The 23,793-nt window shown below is 63.1% G+C and carries 17 protein-coding genes; 6 read left to right on the top strand and 11 right to left on the bottom strand.

Going from position 1 to position 23,793, the window contains the following annotated elements:
• Positions 1–92: 92 nt before the first annotated feature.
• Positions 93–668 carry a Mu transposase domain-containing protein gene (locus WHH00_RS06345; RefSeq protein ID WP_406637429.1) on the bottom strand — a complete coding sequence of 192 codons (576 nt, stop codon included), beginning with the start codon at positions 666–668 and terminating at the stop codon, positions 93–95.
• A gap of 723 nt (positions 669–1,391) precedes the next feature.
• Between WHH00_RS06345 and WHH00_RS06340 the strand changes: the two genes are divergently transcribed.
• Positions 1,392–1,877, top strand: coding sequence for an ATP-binding protein (locus WHH00_RS06340; protein WP_406637427.1), 486 nt, complete (start codon positions 1,392–1,394; stop codon positions 1,875–1,877).
• Between the two features lie 686 nt (positions 1,878–2,563).
• On the opposite strand, the gene WHH00_RS06335 is transcribed toward WHH00_RS06340, so the two are convergent.
• The 4 genes from WHH00_RS06335 to glf are packed head-to-tail and all read right to left on the bottom strand — an operon-like array spanning position 2,564 to position 7,373.
• Positions 2,564–3,289 (bottom strand): ABC transporter ATP-binding protein, encoded by a 726-nt coding sequence (locus WHH00_RS06335; RefSeq protein WP_406637425.1) that lies wholly within the window; start codon positions 3,287–3,289, stop codon positions 2,564–2,566.
• Positions 3,290–4,171, bottom strand: coding sequence for an ABC transporter permease (locus WHH00_RS06330; RefSeq protein ID WP_406637423.1), 882 nt, complete (start codon positions 4,169–4,171; stop codon positions 3,290–3,292).
• On the bottom strand, positions 4,168–6,189 hold the full coding sequence (locus tag WHH00_RS06325) for a glycosyltransferase (RefSeq protein WP_406637421.1): 2,022 nt from the start codon (positions 6,187–6,189) through the stop codon (positions 4,168–4,170). The genes WHH00_RS06330 and WHH00_RS06325 overlap by 4 nt, the downstream gene beginning before the upstream one ends.
• Positions 6,186–7,373, bottom strand: coding sequence for a UDP-galactopyranose mutase (glf, locus tag WHH00_RS06320; RefSeq protein ID WP_406637419.1), 1,188 nt, complete (start codon positions 7,371–7,373; stop codon positions 6,186–6,188). Before glf ends, WHH00_RS06325 begins: the two co-directional genes overlap by 4 nt.
• A gap of 222 nt (positions 7,374–7,595) precedes the next feature.
• Here glf and WHH00_RS06315 point away from each other — a divergent pair, with 222 nt between their 5' ends.
• A complete protein-coding gene (locus WHH00_RS06315; RefSeq protein ID WP_406637417.1) occupies positions 7,596–11,747 on the top strand; it encodes an FtsK/SpoIIIE domain-containing protein in 4,152 nt (1,383 codons plus the stop codon).
• A gap of 15 nt (positions 11,748–11,762) precedes the next feature.
• Here WHH00_RS06315 and WHH00_RS06310 read toward each other — a convergent pair whose 3' ends face one another.
• Positions 11,763–12,140 carry a hypothetical protein gene (locus WHH00_RS06310; RefSeq protein ID WP_406638515.1) on the bottom strand — a complete coding sequence of 126 codons (378 nt, stop codon included), beginning with the start codon at positions 12,138–12,140 and terminating at the stop codon, positions 11,763–11,765.
• Between the two features lie 341 nt (positions 12,141–12,481).
• Between WHH00_RS06310 and WHH00_RS06305 the strand changes: the two genes are divergently transcribed.
• On the top strand, positions 12,482–12,730 hold the full coding sequence (locus WHH00_RS06305) for a WhiB family transcriptional regulator (RefSeq protein ID WP_015937605.1): 249 nt from the start codon (positions 12,482–12,484) through the stop codon (positions 12,728–12,730).
• Positions 12,731–12,851: 121 nt separating this feature from the next.
• Here WHH00_RS06305 and WHH00_RS06300 read toward each other — a convergent pair whose 3' ends face one another.
• Genes WHH00_RS06300 through WHH00_RS06285 form a run of 4 tightly spaced genes read right to left on the bottom strand, consistent with a single transcriptional unit; the run spans position 12,852 to position 21,206 of the window.
• Complete coding sequence (locus WHH00_RS06300; RefSeq protein WP_104184989.1) at positions 12,852–14,318, bottom strand: sensor histidine kinase; 1,467 nt, start codon at positions 14,316–14,318, stop codon at positions 12,852–12,854.
• A gap of 28 nt (positions 14,319–14,346) precedes the next feature.
• Positions 14,347–19,200, bottom strand: a complete 4,854-nt coding sequence (locus WHH00_RS06295) for an NAD-glutamate dehydrogenase (protein ID WP_406637414.1) — start codon at positions 19,198–19,200, stop codon at positions 14,347–14,349.
• Positions 19,201–19,257: 57 nt separating this feature from the next.
• A complete protein-coding gene (locus WHH00_RS06290; protein ID WP_406637412.1) occupies positions 19,258–20,565 on the bottom strand; it encodes a CpaE family protein in 1,308 nt (435 codons plus the stop codon).
• Positions 20,562–21,206: a hypothetical protein gene (locus WHH00_RS06285; protein WP_406637411.1), complete on the bottom strand. Its 645-nt coding sequence runs from the start codon at positions 21,204–21,206 to the stop codon at positions 20,562–20,564. Before WHH00_RS06285 ends, WHH00_RS06290 begins: the two co-directional genes overlap by 4 nt.
• Positions 21,207–21,354: 148 nt before the next feature.
• On the opposite strand from WHH00_RS06285, the gene WHH00_RS06280 reads away from it, so the two are divergent.
• Positions 21,355–21,570: a helix-turn-helix domain-containing protein gene (locus tag WHH00_RS06280; RefSeq protein ID WP_231455677.1), complete on the top strand. Its 216-nt coding sequence runs from the start codon at positions 21,355–21,357 to the stop codon at positions 21,568–21,570.
• Positions 21,571–21,604: 34 nt separating this feature from the next.
• Here WHH00_RS06280 and WHH00_RS06275 read toward each other — a convergent pair whose 3' ends face one another.
• Positions 21,605–22,177, bottom strand: coding sequence for a hypothetical protein (locus WHH00_RS06275; RefSeq protein WP_406637409.1), 573 nt, complete (start codon positions 22,175–22,177; stop codon positions 21,605–21,607).
• A gap of 109 nt (positions 22,178–22,286) precedes the next feature.
• Between WHH00_RS06275 and WHH00_RS06270 the strand changes: the two genes are divergently transcribed.
• Complete coding sequence (locus WHH00_RS06270) at positions 22,287–23,219, top strand: LysM peptidoglycan-binding domain-containing protein (protein ID WP_406637407.1); 933 nt, start codon at positions 22,287–22,289, stop codon at positions 23,217–23,219.
• 188 nt (positions 23,220–23,407) lie between these two features.
• The gene (locus WHH00_RS06265; protein WP_406637405.1) at positions 23,408–23,755 is read left to right on the top strand and encodes an Rv3235 family protein; all 348 of its coding nucleotides are present in this window, start codon (positions 23,408–23,410) and stop codon (positions 23,753–23,755) included.
• Positions 23,756–23,793 lie beyond the last annotated feature (38 nt).

The following is a 23,793-nucleotide window of genomic DNA, read 5'->3' as shown; positions in this document are numbered from 1 at the left end:
CGTGGCCTGTGGGTGCTGCGCTGTAGGTGAAGCGGTGCACTGGGCGCCGCCTCTTCCTATGTGAAGAGGCAGCATGGCCGAGTTCAAGGCCATCATGACCCTGACGGGCCCACAGTGTGGTCGATGATCCCGGCGATGACCGCCTCGGTGGCGGGCCCGGGCGCGGTCCGTGAACCACCGCTTGGACCACAACCGGTCGATACCCGGTGCCGGGTCGGGGCGTGCACCACGTGGGTGGAATACTGGCCGTTCCGGCTATGCCGTCGGGCGTGTTCGCACATGACCTGGTCCCCGTCGAAGACGGTCACCGTCGTGGAGGTGACCCGGACCCGCAGTAGCTGTCCGGCGTAAGTGTAGGGCATCGAATAATGCTGGGAATCGCAGCTGACGTGGTAGTTTCGTCCGGCCTTGAGATGCTCCCATTCCACCGTGTCGAACCCGTCGGCCGGCCGCGGCCTTATCGCGGGGGCGTTTCGCTCGGGCCGGCACGATCCCCGTCGAATATTGCTCGGCCAGCTGCTGGTACCGGGCGTTGAGCACCGGGCCGAATCGCCCCGCTTCGGCCGGTGGGTCGAGGTCTCCGGATTGTCCGGGACCACCAACTGCGGGACCCCGCCGTAGAACGAGAAGGCCGCCACGTGTGCGGCAATCCAGGACAGCGATGTCATGTCCGTGTACCCACGGCAGAACACTGCCCGAAATACGGCACCGCCACGACAGATAGACCCCGACCACCTCCCCGCTGACCGCGTCCACGACCTCCAGGGTGTCCCCGGCCCAGCCCACCAGCATCGCCCGGCCGGGCTGGTGGTGCTGTGCTATCTGGACTGCCAGAACATCCTGGAGTCCATGAGCAAGCGAAACAAGGCCCACTTGGAGGCCGCTTGCCAGGTCCTGCTCGACACCGGTCAGGGCCCGGGAATCTACAGCACGCTCAAGCGGATCATGGCCACCATCGACGCGGACACCAAGAAACCCAGAACAATCACACCGGCAGCGGCCAACTCGCAAACCAGCCGGCGGCGAGGACCCCGGCGCAGGCCCCGGGGCCGCGGTGCACGTGCACTCGGCCGAGCACTACCGCCGCGACGGACGGGGAGGCCAAGACTGATGTTCACCAGCGAGGACCACGAGAAATTCCGGACCCTGCGCCCGCGTACCTGGCCGTGCGGTGCGAGGAACTGATCACCGACGAGCCAATGACGAGCTCACATCAGAGCAGATCTTCCTCACCGCCGTGGACGACGCACTCCAACAGCGCCGGGCCCACAGGATCGACAAGCTCATCCGGGCAGCCAGGTTCCCCATCCCACAAGCCTCGGTCGCCGAGATCAACTACCAGGAAGGACGCGCAACCACCCCGGTACGGATGAAACGCTACGCCCCCACCAATGGCGCCAGGACCCCACGAACCTGCTTTTTTCATCTCACCGACCGGTGGCAGCAAGACCTACCTGGCCTGCGCCGTCGGGATCGCCGCCCGCCCGGGCGGACAGACCGTCGCCTACACCCGGATGGACGACCTCGCCCGCCGGCTGGTCATCGAGCGCGGTGACGGCATCAGCCACCAAAAGCTGCTCAACGAACTCTCGGACGTGGACCTGCTGGTCATCGATAATTTTCCTCACCGTGGGCATCGACCCCGAAGCGGCCAACGACCTCTTCGCGGTTCTGGCCGACCGGGAGCACCGCCTGCCCAGGCTCATCGCTTCGCAGTCCGCCCTGCATACTGGGTCGAGGCCCTACCGGACCGGGTGGCCGCGGACTCGATCGTGAACCGGCGGGCCCACAACGCCTGCCAACTCAACCTCGGCGAAGTCGACATGCCACGACTCCGCGACGACAGGGCCCGTGCCCAACCGGACCACTGGGAATAGACACCACCCAGGACATGGTGTCGGCCCCGAGCAGACAAGCGAAGGGCCAGTACCATGTTCCCAGAATCCAAGTACCAACTATCCAGACCAGCCGTGCCAACAGAAGCTATCTGCCACACGTGGACACTTCCGCCATTACCGTCATTCCGGGCGGTATCTGCGCGGGAACCATCCAGCGCCCGGGTCGGCCCTAGCAACGGCAACTCAACCGGCTTCACGCTGCTTGGTGTAGTTGATGGTGAAACAGCTTCCGTGCATTGAGAGGCTGCATGAGCATTCAGCTCGGGCCGGAAAGAGCCCCCTATTCAGGGCTATGGCGGCCTTGCGGTCCACCGGCACAACTTCTCATCAACGTTCTGGCGGATCAAATGTCCCCGCGTAGCGCCTACCAGTCACAACAGCATTGTCACTGTCGAATGTGCCTTACCTGACTGCTGCCTAGCTCATGCAGTACCCGAGCGCCCCAACAAGGACCCTGAAGCTTACACTCCGCTCCCCGCAAGCCCTCCAAGAACAAAGTCCTGTCGTATTGGACGACCCAGGCTCCCAGGGTAGCAGGTCATGCCCGATCCCTTAACCCGATAATCGCGCCAAGAGAGCTAGGTCCCTTTAGCGATGTCAGAGCACCGTGGTCCTACGAACAATCTTGTCCAAGCCTCCGGCACTGCGACTGTCTCAGCCAAAGACTATGACCGCAAAATGGCAACTGCTTCATCTATCCGTCCATCGAACTTCACGTTGCCGTGCTCCAGCAGGATGCCGCGCTCACAGATCCTGGAAACAAGATCGAGGTCGTGGCTTACCACGACGAGGGTCTTCCCGTCGCGGGCCAGTTCCTGGATTTTGTCGATACATTTTCGCTGGAACGGTTCGTCGCCGACAGCAAGGATTTCGTCGATCAGGAATACTTCCGGATCGGTATGCACGGCCACCGAGAATGCAAGCCGGAGGTACATGCCCGAGGAGTAAAACTTGACCTCGGTATCGATGAACTGGCCAATCTCGGAGAACTCGACAATGTCGTCAAACCGATCCTTCACCTGCTGCTCGGTCATTCCCAGGATGGCGCCGTTCAGAAACACATTGTCCCGCCCCGACAGATCAGGATGAAAACCAGCACCCACCTCGATAAGGCCAGCAACCCGGCCCCTTGTTTTAACGGTGCCGGAGTCGGGAAGCATGACCCCGGAAATATGCTTGAGCAACGTGGATTTACCGGAGCCGTTGAGGCCCAGGAGCGCCACAGTTTCCCCTGTCTTCACCTCCACAGTCACGTTTTTCAGCGCATGGAATTTCTCTGAGAGGTCGCCTTTACGACCTTTCACCAGCCACACCACTGCTTCCTTGATCGAGCGGGTATGCCGCAACACGAATTGCTTGCTGATATTTGAAACTTCTATTGCGTTGACCACTTACAGCTCCTGCGCGAAACGGCCCTCGAGGCGCCGAAAGGTGAATTGGCCCAGCGTGACTACTGCCAAGGAGACCGCGAGGCCCACTGGCAGCCACAGGTTGAAGAGATCAGGTGGCATGGCAGCGGAGCCGTCCGTGGTGGGGAACCAGAAGGCGTAGTGGAACAGTTCGACCCCGATGGTGATCGGATTGGCCTGATAAACGGCAAACCAGCCTGGGCCCAACTTTTCGTGCACCATGGTCCAGGCGTACATAACGGGCGAAGCCCAAGTCGCCACCATCAACAACATGTCCACGAGGTTTTCCGAGTCGCGAAAGTAGACGTTGGCGGCTCCGAAGAGCAGCCCCAAGCCTGTGGCAAGCAGCCCTACGATGAGGAATCCGGCCACAGCGGCCAGCAACTGAAAGAAGTTAGGTTGCCAGCCGGCGATGATGCAGCCGGCTACGAGCACCACCAACTGCGGGAAAAAGTGGACTGCTGATACCCAGACCGAAGCCACCGGAAAGAGCTCCCGCGGCAGGTAGATCTTCTTGATCAGGTTCCCGTTATTGACGATTGACCTTGCGGCATTTCCTAGAGCTTCTGAGAAGAAGTTGATCAAAACTATGCCGGAGAAAAGGTAGACTGCGTAGTTTGCCAGGCCGTCGGGGTTTCTTGGGCTGCGCTCCAGCCCAAGAAAAACGCCCAGGGCCACGTAGAAAACGACGAACTGCACGCCAGGTTTTACGTACGACCACAACAGTCCGAGAACCGAACCGCGGTAGCGAACCTTAAGTTCCTTACGCACCAACAGCTTGAGCAGAAAGCTCGACTGTCTTATATCGCGCAGGCCGCTCCCAAGCCCAGGTGTGGTTAGTTCGCTTGGAGAAATTGCGCTCACTTGATCTCGTTCTGGGTGTGCTCCTCGAACGTCTTCCTCCAGGATTCAATGGAGGTGAGATCGTGCAGGGCAGCCTTGTAGTTTTTGCTGAGCGCGGGCCACTCCTTGAGGAGGGCCGCGTGAACCCGAGCGCTCTCCGCTAACATTTTCCGAAGCTGCTTTGGATTGCGCCGGTACCAGGACGCCCCGGTTCCTTCGGCGTTCGAGACGACGGCACTGTCGTACTGCGCCATGCGCCACCAGCGGTTGTCCTGGTGGGCAACCGTGGTCTGGGGCCGTTCGGCAGTACTGCCTTTGACGGGGCTTGCCAACTGCCGGACAACGGTCTTCGCTGCCCATGGCAACAGCGTGATCTTCGATGGCTGCGAAGGTCCATGACCGCGGCGGGGCGGTTTGTCCATTTTCGGCGAGGGAAAGTCCTCCGGGTCGGGACGGAAAACAGAGTCGGAGTGTCCTGACATCATCTCGCGGATTTTGGGCAGTTTCGTGCCAAGCAACTCCGGCAGAGCGGCCGGGCCCTTCAGGACGTCTTCCAGCGCCCATTGGCGGCCCTCTGCTGTTGCATACTGCATCGAAACCAGATGCTTTACGTCGGCGTACTGGGATTCCTTGATCACACGGCCACCAAATTCGTAGGGGCTGTGCAGGAGGGCAGCCACCACCCGGTTCCGGGCGTGGAAGTACGCCTGCCAGCCGACAAGGTCGTCCTTGTCAATCCAGGAGACATGCCATACGGCGGAGCCGGGAAGCGAAACAGTCGGATAACCATGGGCCTTAGCGCGAAGCCCGTACTCAGAGTCGTCCCATTTGATGAAGAGCGGTAGCGAAAGTCCGATTTCCCGGATTACTTGGGTGGGGATCAGGCACATCCACCATCCGTTGTAATCGACATCGCAACGGCGATGCAGCCAGGATGTTTGACGCAAATTCGAGGACATGAAGTCGTGACCCAGGATCATGTCCTCGCTGGGCAGGGACGGCTGAAACCTATACGGGTTCACAATCTCGCCGAAGGTGTGCAGCACAGTTCGGTTGTACAGGTCAAACATGTGGCCGCCCACGAGCGTGGGCGTCTTGCAGCGATCGGCAAAGGTCAGGAGCCGAATGATACTTTCCGGTTCGACTACGACGTCATCGTCCATGAGCAGCACGTAGTCGCTGCCGTTCTCCACCGCTTCAAACATGCCCCGGGCGAACCCGCCGGACCCGCCCAAGTTGGATTGGTTAATAATGCGTAGTTTCCCGTTCAACGACCTTTTGACGTCGTCGAAGCCTTCTGCCTCTGCAAGCTTCTGGGTGCCTTGATCGACGATGAGGATCTCTTGAACATGCTCGAGGGCTTCCTCGCTCTCGGCAAGGAGCCGAAGATTGTTGAGGCAAAAGTCAGTCTTGTTAAGAGTTGTGATCTGAAGAGTGACAGATCCCGGCTTGCTCTCCGCAGCCGGCCCCTGCCACTCGGCGTCGAGCATAATGAGCGGCTCCGTGCCGGCGAGAAGGTCAAACCAGTACCAGCCGCCGTCACCGAAGGGCGCGAGGGAAAGCTCAAAGTGGTTATCGGCTATCCCCTTGACACGGCGCGTGTCCACACGCTGCAGAGAGCCCCGGGCGTTGGATTTGTACACAATGACTGAGCCCGTGCCTTGAGTCCGGACCTGGAGGCGGATCTTGTCCACGGTGGTCCAGCGCCGCCAGTAACTGGCAGGGAATGCATTGAAGTAGCTGCCAAATGACACCCGCTCGCCTGCACGGACGGATGTCGAATGCCGGGAAAGGAAGTCCTCAACGTGGGCTTCCTTTGTAGGGCTGCTGATAGTCCGGGCACTCGCAGGTTTCCCGTCCCGATCACCCACGGTGGGCAGTTGAATACCGGTCGCAGTCCCCATATCCATGTAGAGGGGGACCGTATCCATCTGACTTGCACTCGGGAGAATCACCCTCTGCAGTGTGTCCCATCGTTCAGAGGCACCCTTGTCCGAAGCAGACGTCCTGTTCTTTGGGCTTTCGGTTGAGACACTCATGCGTCCACCCCTCCGCTTTCGAGCTTTGCGCCGCTTTCATAATGCGGCCGGATCTTGTTGTCGAACATGCTCAGTGCCGATCCGATGGCCATGTGCATGTCCAGGTACTTATAAGTGCCGAGCCGGCCCCCAAAGAGGACATCCTTCTCCGCGGCAGCGAGGTCGCGGTACTTGAGTAGGCGTTCCCTGTCAGAGGAGGTGTTGACCGGGTAGTAGGGTTCGTCGCCCTTCTCGGCAAAGCGTGAGAACTCACGCATGATGACGGTCTTCTCCGTCTGGTAGTCGCGCTCCGGGTGGAAATGGCGGGGCTCGATAACCCGGGTGTAGGGGACGTCGTCGTCGTTGTAATTCACAACTGACGTGCCCTGGAAGTCCTCAATATCGAGAACTTCCTCTTCGAAGTCGATAGTGCGCCAGGACAGGTCACCTTCGGCGTAGTCAAAATAGCGGTCCACGGGGCCCGTGTAAACCACCGGGATATTCCCGACTACCTTGTTCTTGCTGTACTCATGCGACTCATCGAAGAAATCAGTATTAAGCCGTACCTCGATATTCGGGTGTTCTGCCATCCTTTCAATCCACGCCGTGTAGCCGTTGGTGGGCAGGCCCTCGTACTTGTCGTTGAAGTACCGGTTGTCGTAGTTGTACCGCACCGGGAGCCGCGAAATGATGCCGGCGGGCAGGTCCTTGGGATCCGTCTGCCACTGCTTGCCGGTGTAATGCTTGATGAACGCCTCGTACAGCGGGCGGCCAATCAGCTGGATACCCTTGTCATTCAGGTTCTGCGGGTCGGTACCGGCGAGCTCGCCCGCCTGTTCCTGAATGAGCTCCCTCGCCTGGCCGGGCGTGAGATTCGCGCGGAAGAACTGGTTGATGGTGGCCAGATTGATCGGCAGGGAGTAAACCTCGCCCTTATGGACGCCGTACACCTTGTGGACGTAGTTCGTGAACGTGGTGAAACGGTTGACGTACTCCCACACGCGCTCGTTGGACGTGTGGAAAAGGTGGGCCCCGTACCGGTGCACCTCGATACCGGTCTGCTCTTCGTTTTCGCTGTAGGCGTTACCACCGATATGGTGGCGGCGGTCGATGACGACGACCTTTAAGCCGAGCTCAGTAGCGGCCTGTTCTGCGATTGTCAGGCCAAAAAAGCCGGACCCTACGATGACAAGGTCAGCGGTCACAAAATCTCCTGGTTTGAATGCGGGCAGCGCAATGATGCGCATTGTCTGCTGCTCTAGCGTACCCGAGTGACTGTGGCACCCGTCGAATCGGCTGGGCACCAGGATGCTCTCAGCACCTCTGCCACGGACATACGGAACTTGTCCACATAGGACATTCCGGAGTGTCGCGCATTGTGTGACCCTGGCTAGCGTAAGTGCAAAGGCACCCAAGGATCTGCACCCATGACGCTTCACTGCACCCTGGTCCGAGGCCCGCGGTCACCGCAGGCCGGACCGCCCCTGGAACTCACTGTCACGGCTCCGTCCGGCACGTCCGGGAAGGCAATCCACACTGAGCTTGTCAGGACGTTCGGCACGGGAGCTGTCTATGTTGACGGTGAGAACCTGTGTTCCCTGAGCCTCGGAACGGCACCCCTGATCGCGGGCGCCGTCCTGGTTGACGGCGGAAGCCGGCCCGCTGGCCGGAAAACCCGGCAGCGGCCTGCCTCCGATCCCAGTGCCCCCATCGCTTTGGCCATTCACAGCGGTGCCGGAGCCGGCACCCTGATCCCCTTGCAGCGCGGCACCTACACCATCGGCAGAAGTAATACCCGCATCGTCATCCCGGATCCTGAGCTTTCCCGGGAACACGCCCGCCTGGTAGTCACCGAAAAGGACATCATGATCGTTGATCTGGGCAGTGCCAATGGCACGTTCATCGACGGCGAGCGGGTACGCCATGCCCTGATCTCCACGGCTACCTCAATCCGCTGCGGCAGTTCAACGATGTCCCTGGTCTTTCTCAATACACCGGACAAAGCACTTGCCGACGCCGGCGCTTCAGTCCAGGATCCCCTCACCGTTGCGGGCCGTCCGGAGTCCGGCAACCGTGGAATCCTTGTGCTCACCGCAGTGCTCCCCCTGGCCATCGGCGTGGGACTCGCCGTCCTCACGGGCATGTGGATGTTCCTGGCTTTTGCGGCGGTTTCGGCAGTATCCGTGCTCATCCCGCTGGCTGCCGGGCGCCGGCAGCGGCGCGAATTCGCCAGCAGGATCAGCGCCGCCGTCAAGGCGGACCAGGAGCGGCGGAAGCGCGCCGGCCCGTCACTGGCGCTGCTGGTGCTCGCTGCAGCCCAGTGCAAGGTTGCGGCGTCGGCAGCTCCCGGGGAGGGCAGGGTGTGGCTGCGGCTTGGACTGGCTCCCCAGGCCGCCAACCTGAAGATCGAATCGGGGAACGCTCCGCAGGCGGTTCCGTCCGCCGGGGAGATGCCCGTGATGTTGAACCCGGCGCACAGCCCCGCCACCTTGTGGGGACCCCGGACAGTGCAGGAGGGAATGCTGCGGTCACTGGTTATGCAACTCGCCGGGTACCCAGGAGGCTGCAGGGCACGCATTGTGATCTGCGGCCATCCGGGAACCCTTCCCCTCCCTGCCCGCTTTCTCCGCAGTGTCACGCTGGCCGCCTCCCCGGAGTCGTGCCTGCGCTCGCTCACGGAAGGTTTCAGTCACGACCATGATTACGGCGTGCTCCTGCTCACGTCCGCCTTGGGCGAGGATGAGGCAGGGCTGCTCGAGCAGGCGGCTCAACGGGGCTGGCAAGTGCTGGAGTTTCGTTCGGCCGACAGCCCTCCCGGTATCGCCGACGCAGAACTCACCGAAAAGGAGTCGCGCCTGCGCGAGCCAGGCAGGGAAACCACGTTCATCCCGGACCTCGCGCCTGAGGATGTGTTCAGCAGCTACTGCCGGCAACTGGCGGCCTCCCCGCAGCGGCTGGACCGCGCGGAGAACCTAGTTCCCCCGGCCTGCACCCTTGACGGGCTGCTGCCTCCCTCCCCCGCGGACACTGCTGCCCGCTGGAACTCCCCTGCGCTCGCGGGCACTCTGGCAGTCCCCCTGGGCCTCCAGGCAACGGGCCCCTTGATCTTGGACCTGCAGAGCGATGGTCCGCACGTGCTGGTTGCAGGAACAACTGGATCAGGAAAGTCCGAGCTGCTGCGCAGCCTGGTGCTGGCACTGGCCCTGGCCCATCCGCCGGACCGCGTCAATTTTCTCTTTATTGATTTCAAAGGCGGTGCCGGGCTCGGTCCCCTGGGCGGGCTGGTCCACTGCGTCGGCGTCCTGACCGACTTGTCCGCCCATGAGCTCGAACGTACGCTCACCTCGCTCAATGCTGAGATCAGGCTCCGCGAGCAAGCCCTCGCTGCGGCAGAGGTCCCGGACCTTGCAGCCTACCGAACCTCTCCTGCCTCCCGGGACAACCCACTTCCCCACCTGGTCATAGTCATTGACGAGTTCCGCATGCTTGTGGACGATGCGCCCGAAGTGCTCCGAGAACTGATGCGCATCGCCTCGATCGGCCGCTCGCTTGGCCTGCACCTGGTTATGGCCACCCAGCGGCCCCAGGGCGCACTGACCGCAGATATCCGGGCAAACGTCACCTCGAGCATCGCGCTCCGCGTTCAATCCGATATGGAGTCGCACGATATCCTCCACAGCAACGCTGCTGCAGGAATCAGCCTCAACACCCCGGGGCGTGCCTTCATCGCCCGCGGTACGGAGCCGCCTGTGGAGTTTCAAGCTGCATCAACCGGGATACCTGCCCCGGACGGGGACACGGTAGAAGTCAATGTGCAGCTCGCCGCCGACTTCCTCTCTACCCGCGGCCAAGACAGCCTGGCACCTGCAGGTGCCAGCGGCCGGACTCCCGCGCAGGCTGCAGCCCCTCTTGTCGCTATGGTTCGGCATCTTTGGACCACACAGGCGGGTCCAGCACCGCGGCTTCCGGTGGCCCCTCCGCTGCCGCTGAAGCCCGCCCGCCCCGAATCCGGCATGGCCGTGTTGCACCCGGGGGACGGCAGGACAAAGGGTCCAGCGATTGCATTGGGCCTGCTCGATATGCCCCATCGGCAGGAAATCAGGTCCTTGGTCTGGTGCCCGTCAACGGACGGGCATCTTGCCTTGATAGGAGGTCCCCTGTCCGGAGCATCCGAAGCCCTCGAACTGGCAGTCCATGGCTTGGCAGAGAATGCGGAAGAAACCCACTTGTACTTCCTGGATGCGGCTGCGGCCTTACGCAGGCTGGCAGCGCACCCGCGCACCGGAGCCCACGCCGGTCTGCATGAGCTGCGGCGGGGCGTGCGCGTCCTCGAGCGGCTGGGCCAGGAGCTGGCCACCCGGCTAAGCCGGACTGACCACGGGGGTGTTCCGCTGGTTCTCGCCATCTCCGGATGGGGTTCCTGGGTGTCGGCTTTTCGGGCTGGCCCGTTCGCCTGGGCCGAGGAAGTAATGCTGGATCTTGTCCGCGACGGAATGAGGGCCGGAATTACTGTCATCATCTCCGGGGAGCGGGAACTCGTCACCGCCAGGTTCTGCGGATCGCTTCCCAACCGCATCTATTTCCCCGCCGGTTCAAACGAGGACAGCAGGATAGCGTGGCCAAAACTGCCTGCCACAGCGGCGGTCAGGGGCAGAGGCGTGGCGTTTGGCTCAATCGCCTGCGGCACCGCATCTGTGTGCCAGCTTTACGAGCCCGCTGCTGACACTTCCGGGCCCCACGGGACCGGCAGGGCCGGGACCCAGCAGTTCCTGGCGCGACCCTTCCGGATTGAGCCGCTGCCCGTCCGGGTGACAATCGCGGAGGTCAGGGCCGCAGCACATGGAACTCAAGGTACCGAGACGGGACGGGGACAGTCTACCGCTGGAAATGCTGTGGCCCAGACAAAGGCTGCAGGAGCCGCAAAAGACGGTCCCAGGCAAGCCGGGGAGAGCGCGCCGGAAGGCATATCCGCGCCCGCACCGGCCCGGGTTGCCGGACAACGGCCTGAGGCCGGTGCATCCGTGCCGCGGGATGTGCTTCTCGGTGTCGGTGGCGACGAGCTGGACCCCGTCTTTGTGCATGTGCCGCCAGGGGGCACCTTTGCCGTCCTGGGAGGACCCGGATCAGGGAAAACAAACTTCCTGCGGGCCCTGCAGGCGCTGAACCCGGGTACGGATGCTTGGGTTCACCCTGGCACAGTGCGCGACCCCGCTGAGTTTTGGAAGGGAGCCCTGGAGAAGGCGAGGCAGGGAACCCTGCCAGGATCAGCGGCGATGCTGGTGGACGACATCGATATGATGGCTGCCGGTACCCTCAGGGATCTCTCCGAGCTGCACAGCCTGGGCCACGGAATGGTCTTCACGGCCAGCTACAGTCCTTTGCTGATCCAGCGCGTTCCGCTGGCGATGGACGCCCGGGCCGCCGGGAGGGGGCTCCTGCTGGCGCCGCGATCGACGTCGGAGGGCGACCTTTTCGGAATCCGCTTCGAGGTAGAACCCAATCCTCCCCCGGGCAGGAGTGTTCTGATTGCCCGCGGGAAGTCCTCGGCGGTGCAGGTGGCCTGGGCCGGGACGCCCTGATGCGACGGGGCCAGGTCATAATGCCGGGGTGGCGCCTCCGGTGCGGGAGGCGTAGCTGATTACCTTGTTGTGGAACAGGAGCACGATCGCGGTGACCGCAGGAACCAGCATTGCGAGGCCGGCGGGCACGAGGCCGCTGCTGAGGGTTGGGAACCCGATGGTCAAAACGAACAGTTGCGCCACAAGGGCAGCGGCACGGGTCCAGCGGTACCCCCGGTAAAGGAAGGCGGCAACCGCGTACAGCCACGCAGAAAAGGCAAGCAATAAGCCTAAGGTGAATACAGCTCCCCAGAAGGACAGGACCGGGCTCCCGATTGCCAACTGGTACCCGTACCATCCGGCGGCGAGCAGGAGTGCCGTGGCTTCCACAGCTACCACCAGGGCCACGACAATAACGGCCGGCGGCCGGTGTCCATGGGCACTCCCGTCAGGCCGCTGCGGGCCCTGGCCGGGTTCTTGGGAGGAAGGCTGGGGGTTCGTTGGGTTTATCGGGGGTCTTGACACACTGGCACCCTACCGGACATAGTCGGACAGTGGTTGGGGCCGCCAGCGCCAGTGTGATGTATCGCTCAGCTTTCTGCGGATATCAAGCCTTATTACCTCTTGTTTACACGTCGTTAACATGACAGGCTTGATTCAGATGACCAAGGGGGCCCTGCCGGGCCCTTTTCCTTTGTAGCTACTAGTGAATAATTTCACAAGGGCTCTTCCCAGAAATGGAGCAACTGATCAGCATGGATTGGCGTAACCGCGCAGCGTGCCTCGAAAAGGACCCTGAACTCTTCTTCCCCGTCGGGAACACCGGGCCAGCCCTTCTGCAGATCGAAGAAGCAAAAAGCGTCTGCCGCCGCTGCCCCGTTGTGGATACTTGCCTGCAGTGGGCGTTGGAATCGGGCCAGGACGCAGGCGTCTGGGGTGGCATGAGCGAAGACGAGCGCCGTGCGCTGAAGCGCCGCGCTGCACGCGCCCGCCGCGCTTCCTAGGCACGCCGCAACGAACAGACAACAGCCCCGGCTGCAACCGCAAGGTCGCAGCCGGGGCTGTTGCTTGTTCGGCCTACCCAACGTGAAGGCCGGGCTAACCGAAGCTTCCCGTCCCGAGGACCTACTTGCCTGCCAGGCTTATCCTGATCTCCACTGCGGTGCCGCCGCCTTCGCGCGGCCGCCACTGGATAGTCCCGCCCAGCTCGCTTGTCACCAAAGTCCGAACGATTTGAAGCCCAAGACCCTCAACGTGAGGCGTATCGGGAAGCCCCACGCCGTCGTCGGCAATGGTGACAGTGAGTTCCTCACCATCATCCCCCTCGGACCGGTCAGCGATGAGCCAGACAGTCCCGGCCCTGCCTTCGAGCCCGTGCTCCACAGCGTTGGTCACCAGTTCATTGATGACCAGGGCCAGCGGGGTGGCAAGATCGCTCGGCAGCTCTCCGAAAGTGCCGGATCGTTCCGTCCGGACCTGCTGCGAGGGTGAGGCGACTTCGGCCGACAGCCGGAACTGGCGCCCGATCAGCTCGTCGAAATCAACGCTTTGCGTGAGCCCCTGGGATAGAGTCTCGTGGACCAGCGCGATAGTGGCGACCCGGCGCATGGCCTGCTCCAGCCCCTGCTTTGCCTCGTCGCTGACCATGCGGCGGGACTGCATGCGCAGCAGCGCCGCGACAGTTTGGAGATTGTTCTTAACCCGGTGGTGGATCTCACGGATGGTTGCATCTTTGGTCACCAACTCCATTTCACGCCGGCGAAGCTCCGACACATCACGGCAAAGGACCAGCGCACCGAACCGTTGCTGCTCATCCCGCAACGGAATAGCGCGCAGTGACAGGCTCACTCCACGTGATTCAATTTCACTGCGCCAGGGCATCCGCCCTGTGACCACCAGGGGCAATGTCTCGTCCACCATGCGGCGGTCCTTGAGCAGGCTGGCGGTCACCTCGGCCAGTGAGCGGCCCTCCAACGATTCCCCATCACCGAGCCGCCTGAACGCCGAGACGCCGTTGGGGCTCGCGTACTGCACGATTCCCTCCGCATCCAGCCTGATGAGCCCGTCCCCTACGCGGGGTGCGCCGCGGCGGGAACCGGTGGGCGAGGCGAAGTCCGGCCACAGCCCCAGCGTGCCCATCCGCAGGAGGTCGTATGCGCACTGGCGGTACGTCAGTTCAAGGCGCGACGGCATCCGCGAGCTGGAAAGGTCCATGTGGGTGGTGACCACCGCCAGGGTGCGCCCATTGCGGACCATGGGAACGGCCTCCACGCGGAGGGCCATATCGCTGCTCCAGTTGGTTTCGCTGGAACGCTCGATGGACCGGCTGTTCCAGGCCTTGTCCACAAGGGGCTGCAGGTCCGAGCGGATGCCCTCCCCCACGAAATCCCCGTGGAACACGGTGTGCGTGGTGGAGGGCCGCACGTGCGCGAGCGCCACGTAGCCAAGCTCGGGGTGTGGGAACCACAGGGCCAGGTCGGCGAACGCAAGGTCCGCAACCATCTGCCAGTCCCCCACCAGGAGGTGCAGCCACTCGGCATCGCCCGGCCCAAAATCAGCGTGTTCCCTGATAGGGTCCGTAAAGATTGCCACTGCACCTCCATTTTCGACGCCGGATTTGCTAGCGTCGGACGATTGACCTCAAGAGCCTCAATGCTACCGACAGTGAAGCCATATCGTCGGCCTCCAGCGAATTCACCTCGTCGAACATGCTCTTGGCCCTGGTGAGCTGCTCGGCATTCCGCGCCTCCCAGTCCTTCAGCCGCGCCTCCGGCGAGTCAGCGGCGGCAGTGGCGTCCAGCACCGCCGTCGTCATGTCCGAAATGGTGGAGTACAGGTCATCCCGCAAAGCCGCCCTTGCCAGCGCCTGCCACCTGTCCTGCCGGGGGAGGCTGCTGATCCGCTCCAGCAGTGAATCGGCGTGGAACCGGTTGAAGACGGTGTAGTACACGGCCGCGATCTCCTCGACCGGGTCCTTGCGCACGTGGGCAATCTTGGCGATGTCGAGCAGCACAAAGCTTTCGAAAAGTTCTGCCCAACGCAGGGCAAGACCTTCCGGCAGCTCCCACTCGCGTGCGTTCTCCAGCCAACTGGCCACGCGTTCCCGGTCATCACCGCGCAGGTATTCCAGCAGGCGCCCCCGCATTGGCTCCATTACGGGTTTGAACTCGGAGACCACGTCTGCGATGGGCCGCGACAGCGTTCCCTGTCCCAGGAGCCAGCGGACTGCCCGGTCCAGCAACCGCCTGATGTCCAGGTGCACGGTGCTCCAATGCTCTGTGGGGAAGGACGCCGGGAGGCTGTTCAGTTCCCCCACCATGGTGTCCAGATCGTAGACCTCCCTCAGCGCAACAAACGCCTTGGCCACGGCCACTTCACTGGCGGAGGTTTCCTCCATGACCCGGAAGGCGAACGTGATCCCGCCGAGGTTGATCATGTCGTTGGCGACCACCGTGGCGATGATTTCGCGGCGGAGCGGATGGGTGTCCAGTTCGGCGTCAAAGCGCTCGCGCAGCTGGGCCGGGAAATAGGCGCGCAGCGTCTGCCTGAACCAGGGGTCGTCGGCCAGGTCGCTTTCCCTCAGAGCCGTCGCCAGCTCGATCTTTGCGTAGGCGGCCAGAACGGAGAGCTCCGGAGACGTCAGTCCCTGCCCCTGCTGCAGCCTCTCGTGCAGGGCCTCCGTTGTGGGAAGCGCTTCGAGATCCCTCTTCAGGTCGGTCTTCTTCTCCAGCCAGTCCATCAGGCGTTCGTAGCTGGGGCTCCACTCGGCAACCCTGGTCCGGTCATTGAGGAGCAGGATGTTCTGGTCGATGTTGTCTTCGAGCACCAGCCGGCCCACTTCATCGGTCATTGATGCCAGGAAGCCAGCACGCTCTTCCGGCGACAGCTTTCCAGCCGCAACCATCCGGTCCACGAAAATCTTGATGTTGACTTCATGGTCGGAGCAGTCAACGCCGGCAGAGTTGTCAATGGCGTCGGTGTTGAGGATGACGCCCTGCAGCGCTGCTTCAATGCGGCCGCGCTGTGTCATGCCGAGGTTTCCGCCTTCGCCCACCACCTTGACGCGCAGGTCCCGGCCGTCGACGCGGATTGCGTCGTTCGCCTTGTCCCCGACCATGGCGTTGGTTTCGGTGCTCGCCTTGACGTACGTACCGATGCCGCCGTTGTACAGCAGGTCCGCCGGGGCCAGGAGGATGGCGCGGAGGAGTTCGGGCGGGCTGAGCTCGGTTGTCTCAGCCGGCAGCCCTAGTGCAGCACGAACCTGGGCTGACACCGGGATTGATTTGGCCTGCCGGGCAAAGACGCCGCCGCCCTCACTGATTAGGGACTTGTTGTAGTCGTCCCAGGAGGACCGCGGCAGCTCGAACAACCGCTGCCGTTCCACGAACGAGGATTCCTCGTCGGGGTTGGGATCGAGGAAGATGTGCCGGTGGTCGAAGGCAGCGAGAAGGCGGATATGGCGGGACAGCAGCATGCCGTTGCCGAACACGTCTCCGGACATGTCGCCCACGCCGACCACGGTGAACGGCTGGGTTTGGGTATCAAGGTCGAGCTCGCTGAAGTGGCGCTTCACCGACTCCCAGGCGCCGCGGGCGGTGATGCCCATGGCTTTGTGGTCGTACCCCACGGAGCCGCCGGACGCGAACGCGTCGCCCAGCCAGAATCCGTACTCCTCGGCCAGTCCGTTGGCGATGTCCGAGAAGGTCGCCGTGCCCTTGTCGGCGGCCACCACGAGGTACGAATCGGCGTCGTCGTGCCGGACAACGTCCGACGGCGGCACAAGCCTTTCGTTGTCACCCTCAGTAATGAGGTTGTCGGTGATGTCCAGCAGGCCCCTGATAAAGGTCTTGTAGCTTTCGATTCCTTCCGCCATCCAGGCAGCGCGGTCGGCGGTGGGGTCCGGCAGCTGCTTGGCGAAGAACCCGCCTTTGGCGCCCGTCGGCACGATGACCGCGTTCTTGACAGTCTGTGCCTTCACCAGTCCGAGGATCTCGGTCCGGAAATCCTCGCGGCGGTCGGACCAGCGCAGCCCGCCGCGGGCCACCTTGCCGAAGCGGAGGTGGACGCCCTCAACCCGCGGCGAGTAGACCCAGATCTCGAACATGGGACGTGGGAAGGGCAGTCCCTCGATCTGTGATGGATCGAGCTTGAAGCTCAGGTGGGTTCTGTTCTGGTAGTAGTTCGTCCGGAGCGTCGCCTCGATCAGGTTGACGAACGTGCGCAGGACCCTGTCGGCGTCGAGCGTTGCCACCTTCTCGATGGACACTTCAAGATCCTTGCGGACGGAAGCCTGCGCCTCGGCCCGCTCGTCTTCGGAAAGGGACGGATCGAAGCGCGCCGCGAACAGCGCATTGAGCCCCTTGGTTACATGCGGGTTAGCCAGCAGGGTATCTGCCATGAACCCGAAGGAATTGGTGTTGCCCATCTGGCGCATGTACCGCGCGTAGGCCCGCAGCACGGTGACCTGCCGCCATTGCAGGCCCTCCCTCAGGACCAGGCGGTCGAAGCTGTCCGATTCGGCTGCGCCGGTAACTGCCGCGCCGAAGGAATCGGCCAGCAACTGCCCGGTTGAGAGTGGATCCACCTTGGCCGGGTACTTCAGGCCGAGGTCGTACAGGAAGAAGTCGCGGCTGTCCGCGGTTTCAATTTCAAAGGGCCGCTCGTCCAGGACTTCCAGGCCAAGGTTGTGGAAGTAGGGCAGAATCTGGCTGAGGCTCTTGGGTTCCAGCATGTAGAGCTTGACGCGGGCGTCTTCCTCCAGCGTCGCGCCCGCTCCTTCCGGGAGGTAAACGTGCACGCCGGGCCGCTCCTGCACGGCGCCTTCAGACCGTTCCGCGGCCGCGCCGTATTTCTCGAAGCGCGCAATGTCTTCGAGGGCGTCCTCGACTTCGTAGTCCACGCGGTAGCTGGCCGGGAAGGCCTCGGACCAGATGGCGGCAAGCTCCTTTGCCCCCGCAACGTCACCCTTCTCGCGCAACACCTCCGCGATGCCCTCGCTCCAGGACCGGGCGGCACGGACAAGGCGCTTCTCGAGCTCCACGGTATTCACGCCACTGAAGTCCGCATTCTTGGGCAGCCTGATGCGGAAGAACAGCCGCGCCAGCGCCGACTCCGTCATGCGGGCTTCGTAGTCGATGGAAACAGCCTGGAACGTTTCGCGGAGCTCCTGCTCGATACGGAGCCGGACGTTGGTGGTGTACCTGTCCCTGGGGAGGTACACCACGGCGGACATGAACCTGCCATAGATGTCCGGCCGGAGGAAAAGCCTGGTGCGGCGGCGCTCCTGCAGCTTCTGAATCCCAAGAGCCGTTGCGGCCAGGTCCTGGATCTCGATTTGGAACAGCTCGTCCCGCGGGTACGTCTCCAGGATTCCCAGCAGGTCCTTGCCGGAATGGGAGTCCGGCGGAAAGCCTGCGCTCTTGAGCACCGCGTCCACCTTCTCCCGCACGATGGGGATGTCCCGGACGGAGCCGGTATAGGCACTGGTGGCAAAAAGTCCAATGAAGCGGCGCTCCCCATTGACGTTGCCCTCGGCATCAAAGCTCTTGACCCCGATGTAGTCCAGGTACGCCGAACGGTGGACGGTCGACCTGGAGTTCGCCTTGGTGATGACCAGTGCACGCTTTTCACGGGCTTTTTTCCGGCCGGTGTCTGTCAGGTGCTGGATGTGGGGCGAGTCCTCGGAATCCCGCAACAGGCCAAGGCCGCTGTTATCGCGCAGCTCCAGGACGTCTTCACCGTCGACATTGACCAGGTCGTATTCCCGGTAACCAAGGAAGGTGAAGTTTCCATCGTCAAGCCAGCGCAGCAAGTCTTTCGCTTGCCGCAGTTCTGCGATTTGTGCAGGATGGGCGATCTGGTCCAGGCTTTCGGCGATCTGGATGGCCTTATGGCGCATCTTCGGCCAGTCCTCAACGGCGGCGCGGACATCCTTAAGGACACGTTCAAGGCCCTCGAGGAGGGCAGCCTTTGCTTCCTTGGACACACGGTTGATCTCAACGGCAATCCAGGACTCCATGTGCGAGGCATCCCCGCCCTGGGCAATCAGGTGCGAAAGGCTGGGCATGGCAGCCGTGTCGCCGCTGGATATACCGAGGTGGGCGGGGACCCTGCTGACCTTGGTCAGCTGGCCGCTCTCCCGGTTGCGTGCCGCTACAAAAAGCGGGTGGATTACCAGCTTGATGGCGGCATGCTGCCGGACAAGTTCGGCATTCACGGAGTCGACCAGGAACGGCATGTCATCCGTGACTACGAAGACGACGCTGCTGTCTTCCTCGTCCATGACGGCGATGTTCGCCTGTCCGCGCTGCCGGACCGAAGCAACCTTGCGGTGATAGCCCGCCCGCGCCACGAGCACGTCCCGATGGTAGGCCCTGGCGTCCTCTTCGGCTAGGTGCTGGTAGTAGTCCCCGATGAAACTCTCATCGCCTTCTATGGAAAGGGGCTGATCCTCCACGCTGGATCCAGACGACATCGACAAACGCCTCCATCACGAAATATTTGCTGCACCATTGCAGGTCTTATGGCGAGCCTAGTCCTTCCCCTGGCGGCTTGCTGTAGAAGAAAAGACAGAGGATCTCCGCTTTTGCTGGGCGGGTGCACAAACCAGTTCCCGGATGGCGTGGCGAAGAGGAGAGTCTGGTGCCGCTTCAAGCAGCAGCGAGCCTCCCAGGAGTGCGGCATCGGCCGCGGCACCATCGTGGGGCAGGAACCCCTTCAGGTCGGATGCCGGCCCATACCGTTCCCACGCATCCCTCAACTGGCGTTCGGGCCCCCTGCCCACGGCCGAAGCACGCACCTTATTCATAACGACAACGGGCGAGACGCCGGGCACGGCCTCGTCGAGCTCGGCAAGGCCGCGCACCAGCCTTGGAACCCCCACAGGATCGGCGGCGCCGACTGCGAAAACCGTGTCGGCCAGTTCGAGGGACCGCAGCGTTGCCGCATTCCGCCGCGGCGCCATTGTGTCGAAGCTGAGCTCCTCATCCGCTTCAAGGCAGAACCCGGCATCCACCACCACAACCTCAGCTATTTCCCGCGCCCGGCCGAGGACGAGCGCGAGGGCTGAGGCGCGGAGCTCCGTCCAGCGGTCTGCGCGGGTTATGCCCGTGAGCACCCTGAAGGTACCGGACTTCATTGCGACAGGCGCTGCGATCTTTTCAAGGGCTCCGCTGTCCAGCAGTCCCTGGTCTGCGAGCCGGCAAGCTTGCGCCAGGCCAGCGGACTCGTCGAGGAGCCCGAGCACGGCAGCGATGCTGGCGCCGTAGCTGTCAGCGTCGACAAGAATTACTCCTTTGCCATCCGCCGCCAGCTCGCCGGCAATGTTTGCAGCCAAGGTGGTCCGGCCCGGCGCTCCAGCCGGTCCCCAGACGGCAATGATCTTGCCCGGCCCAGGATCGTCCGTGCCTGGAGGCGGCTCCGCAGGCACCGGCTTCAGCGCGTCGCCGGGATCAGCCGGGCTGCTCCGGGCGGAAGCGCGCAGTCCCGCTCCCGACAATTGGGACACAGCTTCGGCAATCCTGTCCGACAATGCAGCGGACTCCACCCCGGTCAGGGCCGACGCTACCCCTATCGTCCGGAGCCTGGCAGCTTCATCAGCGTTGTCTGTCAGGGCAACAATAGCCACCCCCACCGCTGAAAGCCGGTCCACCAGCGAGGAGGTCAGCCCTTCGGACCCTTCCGCCACGACGGCGGCCCGCGCCAGTCCGCTTTGGCATGCGGCGAGGAGTTCGGGAAGTTCCGCACACCTCCGGACCACCGTTACCGGCCCGTGCAGCCGCTCCAACCCACCGACCAGATCCTCCCGGCTCTGGCCGACGGTGACCACGGGAATGCTCATTTGGTGCCGCCACCCGGGTTCCAGACCACCGAGATCTTTGCTCCGTTGGCTTGGGCTCCCAGCAAGGCAGGCATGTGGCTGTCCTCCACCAGCACCATCAGGACGGTTTTCTTCGATGACCCCAACGCCGTGGAGCCGGCCGCCACCTCGGCGATCTCAGCGCCGGGAAGAAGGAGCTTCGGCTCACTGAACCCATTGCGTGCATCCGGCTGCCCAACCCAGACGTCCACCCTGGCTCCGGCTACGACCTGTGCCGGGAGCGTCTCCTCAATGGTGATAGCCACCGGCTTTCGGTCAAGTTCGTCCGCCGCGCCAAGGCTGGCCCGAGGAACCAGCTGGTTCTCTCCAATGCGCTGAAGTGCCACGACGCCTTCAGGGAGCCCGGACTCTGCCGTGATGTACTGGCTCTCGGTATCCCCCAGGCGCACCCTCGCACGGACCACGTTGTCCTGGGTCAGCCTCTCCCCTACAGCGATACCATCCCGCGCCGCGAACACTTCTGTTGTCCGGTCCGCGCTGCCGACAAGGAAAACGACTCCCGCCACCGAGACCAGGACCAGGAGGATACCCACCAGGAGCCGGGGATCCTTCCAGGATGGCCGCTTCAGCCGTGCCGCTGTGGCAGATACTTCAGGCACCATTGATTCTTCTCCCCCTATAAGCCGGCCCTGCTCGCCGTATCACCCTCATTGTTACCGCCGGGGCGCCGGAACAGAAGTCATATCTGCCAACAAGGCCAATCTGTGGATAACAGCAGCACTTGAAGCCATTCGATGGCAAAATGGAACTATGCCCAGGTTCCTCACGCTCGCAGATGTTGCCGAACAGCTCCAGATCAATTCTCCGGCCGCTTACGCACTGGTCCGCAGCGGAGAACTGAAAGCCATCCAGGTTGGCGGCCGGGGGCAGTGGCGCGTGGAAGAGAAGATGCTGGAGCAGTACATCGAGGAGCGTTACGCCGAGGCCAGCCGGATGATCCAGGAGTCGAAGGCCAAATCCGTCTGAAATCCGCGCTGGTCACCCCCGGGGGGCCAGGCCGCTAGAATTCTGCGGACCTTCGGGACCTGATGGCTCCCAACGCCGCGAAGGGGATGACTGCCACCTGCTTGACCTGGTTGCTGCGTCGCACCTCCCCGGGAGTGAAGACGGCCAGGTCCAGATGATCCTTGCCCACCCTGTCGATGACTCCAACCAGCCTGACAGGGCCGGAACCACACCCCTTCACCGTCACTGACAGTTCCGCGCGGTCCCTTGCCAGGCCCCGCAGGGAGTGGGCAAGTCCAAGACCCTTGCGCACCCGTGACGGCTCTGCCACGGCTGCGCGGCCCAGCCCTTCGTACCACATGACGGCCGTGTATGGCATGAGAACCTGATGCTGCTCCTCGTCCACCAGCAAGGCATCCGCGCCCGCATGGCTCAACGCGCCCCGGACAACATCCCCACAGTCGAGATGGGCCGCAATCCGGCAGCCAACCGCCGCCCGCAGCCGATCCGCAAGTTCTGTGGACACCATCTCAGCCCTGGCGCGTTCATTGATCTCAGAGTCAATCGCCAGCCGCTCTGATTCAGCGAATTGGCTTTCCATGTCATCGAAAAGGGCATCCCAGCGCATTCCGTCAGCGTAGGGCCCTGCGCGAGACACGGTCAATCGGAAGAAACATCTCTCCAGTGTCTGGACAAATCGTGACAGTCGCCCGCAAACTGTGTCTATGCACATCAAAATGCATCAAACCGCATCAAAAGCAATTACCGCCCCTCGGTCCGGAGCCTCCCGACAGTCGGGTGACATCCTGACAGCGCTTGCTCTGCTGCTCCTGGGACTGGCTCTTTGCCTTATCGGTCTGGGCCTTGTGGGTGAGCTGAAGGACGCCTTTGGGCGGCACCAGGAGACCCGCGTCGATGAACTTCTGGGTGTGGGGGCAGCCGCCGCCGGGGCAGGCCTTGTGGCCTGGTGGATCTTGTCGCTGGTATGTGCTGCCGTGACCGCCCTCCTGGACCGGACCGGCCGTACCCGCGCCGCGGCAGCGACCCGAAGACTTTCACCGGCGTTCATGCAGAGACTGGTTCTGGGCGCACTGTCAGTCCACCTTCTGGCCGGGCCCGTAGCGCATGCCGCAGTCACCGTTCCGGGGCCGGAATGGGCTCCCACGCAAGGACAGTTCTCCTCGGCTCCCGCCATCCCCGCCAACGAGAAGCCCGCTAAAGGGGAAACGGGGGCAGCCGCGACAGACCCGGTGAAGGACCAGACCCCGCAGGCCAGCGCCGGGACGGCGGCCACCGTACCGGAGCCGTCCAGTGCACCTCAACAGGTCCCTTCGCGGGAGCCAGCTGGAGCAGTAGAGGCCGCTCCTCCATCTACCTTCAACCCCGGCTGGCGGCCTGCCCCACCCGTCACAGATCCTGGAATGCTCGCAGCTCCGGCCACCCGTGCCGCTGCAGGAGAAGGCGGCCTGCCGGACGAAGGTGTCACCGTCCAGGCCGGAGACACGCTCTGGGACATAGCGGCCCGCCATTTGGGACCCGGCGTTTCCGATCTGGACATCGCACTTCAATGGCCCCGCTGGTACGAGGCCAACCGGGGCGTCATCGGCCAGGATCCTGATGCATTGCTCCCGGGGCAAATTCTTCAGCCACCGCTGGCCGGACGGAAATAGCCCGGCCCGATCAGTCAAACAACGTAAGGGGAAGACCGATGACTGCAGCAAAACCATTACACGCCGTTCGGGAGAGGACTGCTCCCGGAGCAGCAGAACCCGCCCAGCCACCCCATGGGCCGGCTGCAACAGCCCCCGTAGTGCCTTTACGCGACGGAACCTCGGCACCTCTGCGTCCTGTGGATCCCATGGCGGAAGTCCGCGCAATCACCCGCAGCACAGTCCAGGCGGCAATGGAAGTCCTTGCCGGAATCAGGCCGATCCATCAGCTCGCCAGGCGCCTTGACCCCCGCTGCCTTGCCGCACTGCAGCACCGCGCTGCCCTGATCAGGCGGGAAATCACCAGGACCGGCAATCCGGCGCTCGCCCGGCTCCACCGAAATTCCGCGGTCCGCTCCGTCCGTGTCTGCGAAATCTCCGACGGCATCTACGAAGCCAGCGCGGTTGTGGTGGACGACGTGCGCGCACGTGCCGTGGCCGTCCGGCTTGAACGGAGCAAACAGGTGTGGCGGGTGACGGAACTTGTCATCGGCTGAAGGGGACGGAACACGGCAGGGCCGGGAACACTGTTCCC

This window comes from Pseudarthrobacter quantipunctorum (assembly GCF_045291495.1).
In the GTDB taxonomy this organism is placed as follows: domain Bacteria; phylum Actinomycetota; class Actinomycetes; order Actinomycetales; family Micrococcaceae; genus Arthrobacter; species Arthrobacter quantipunctorum.
This window is presented reverse-complemented; position numbering and strand designations above follow the sequence as displayed.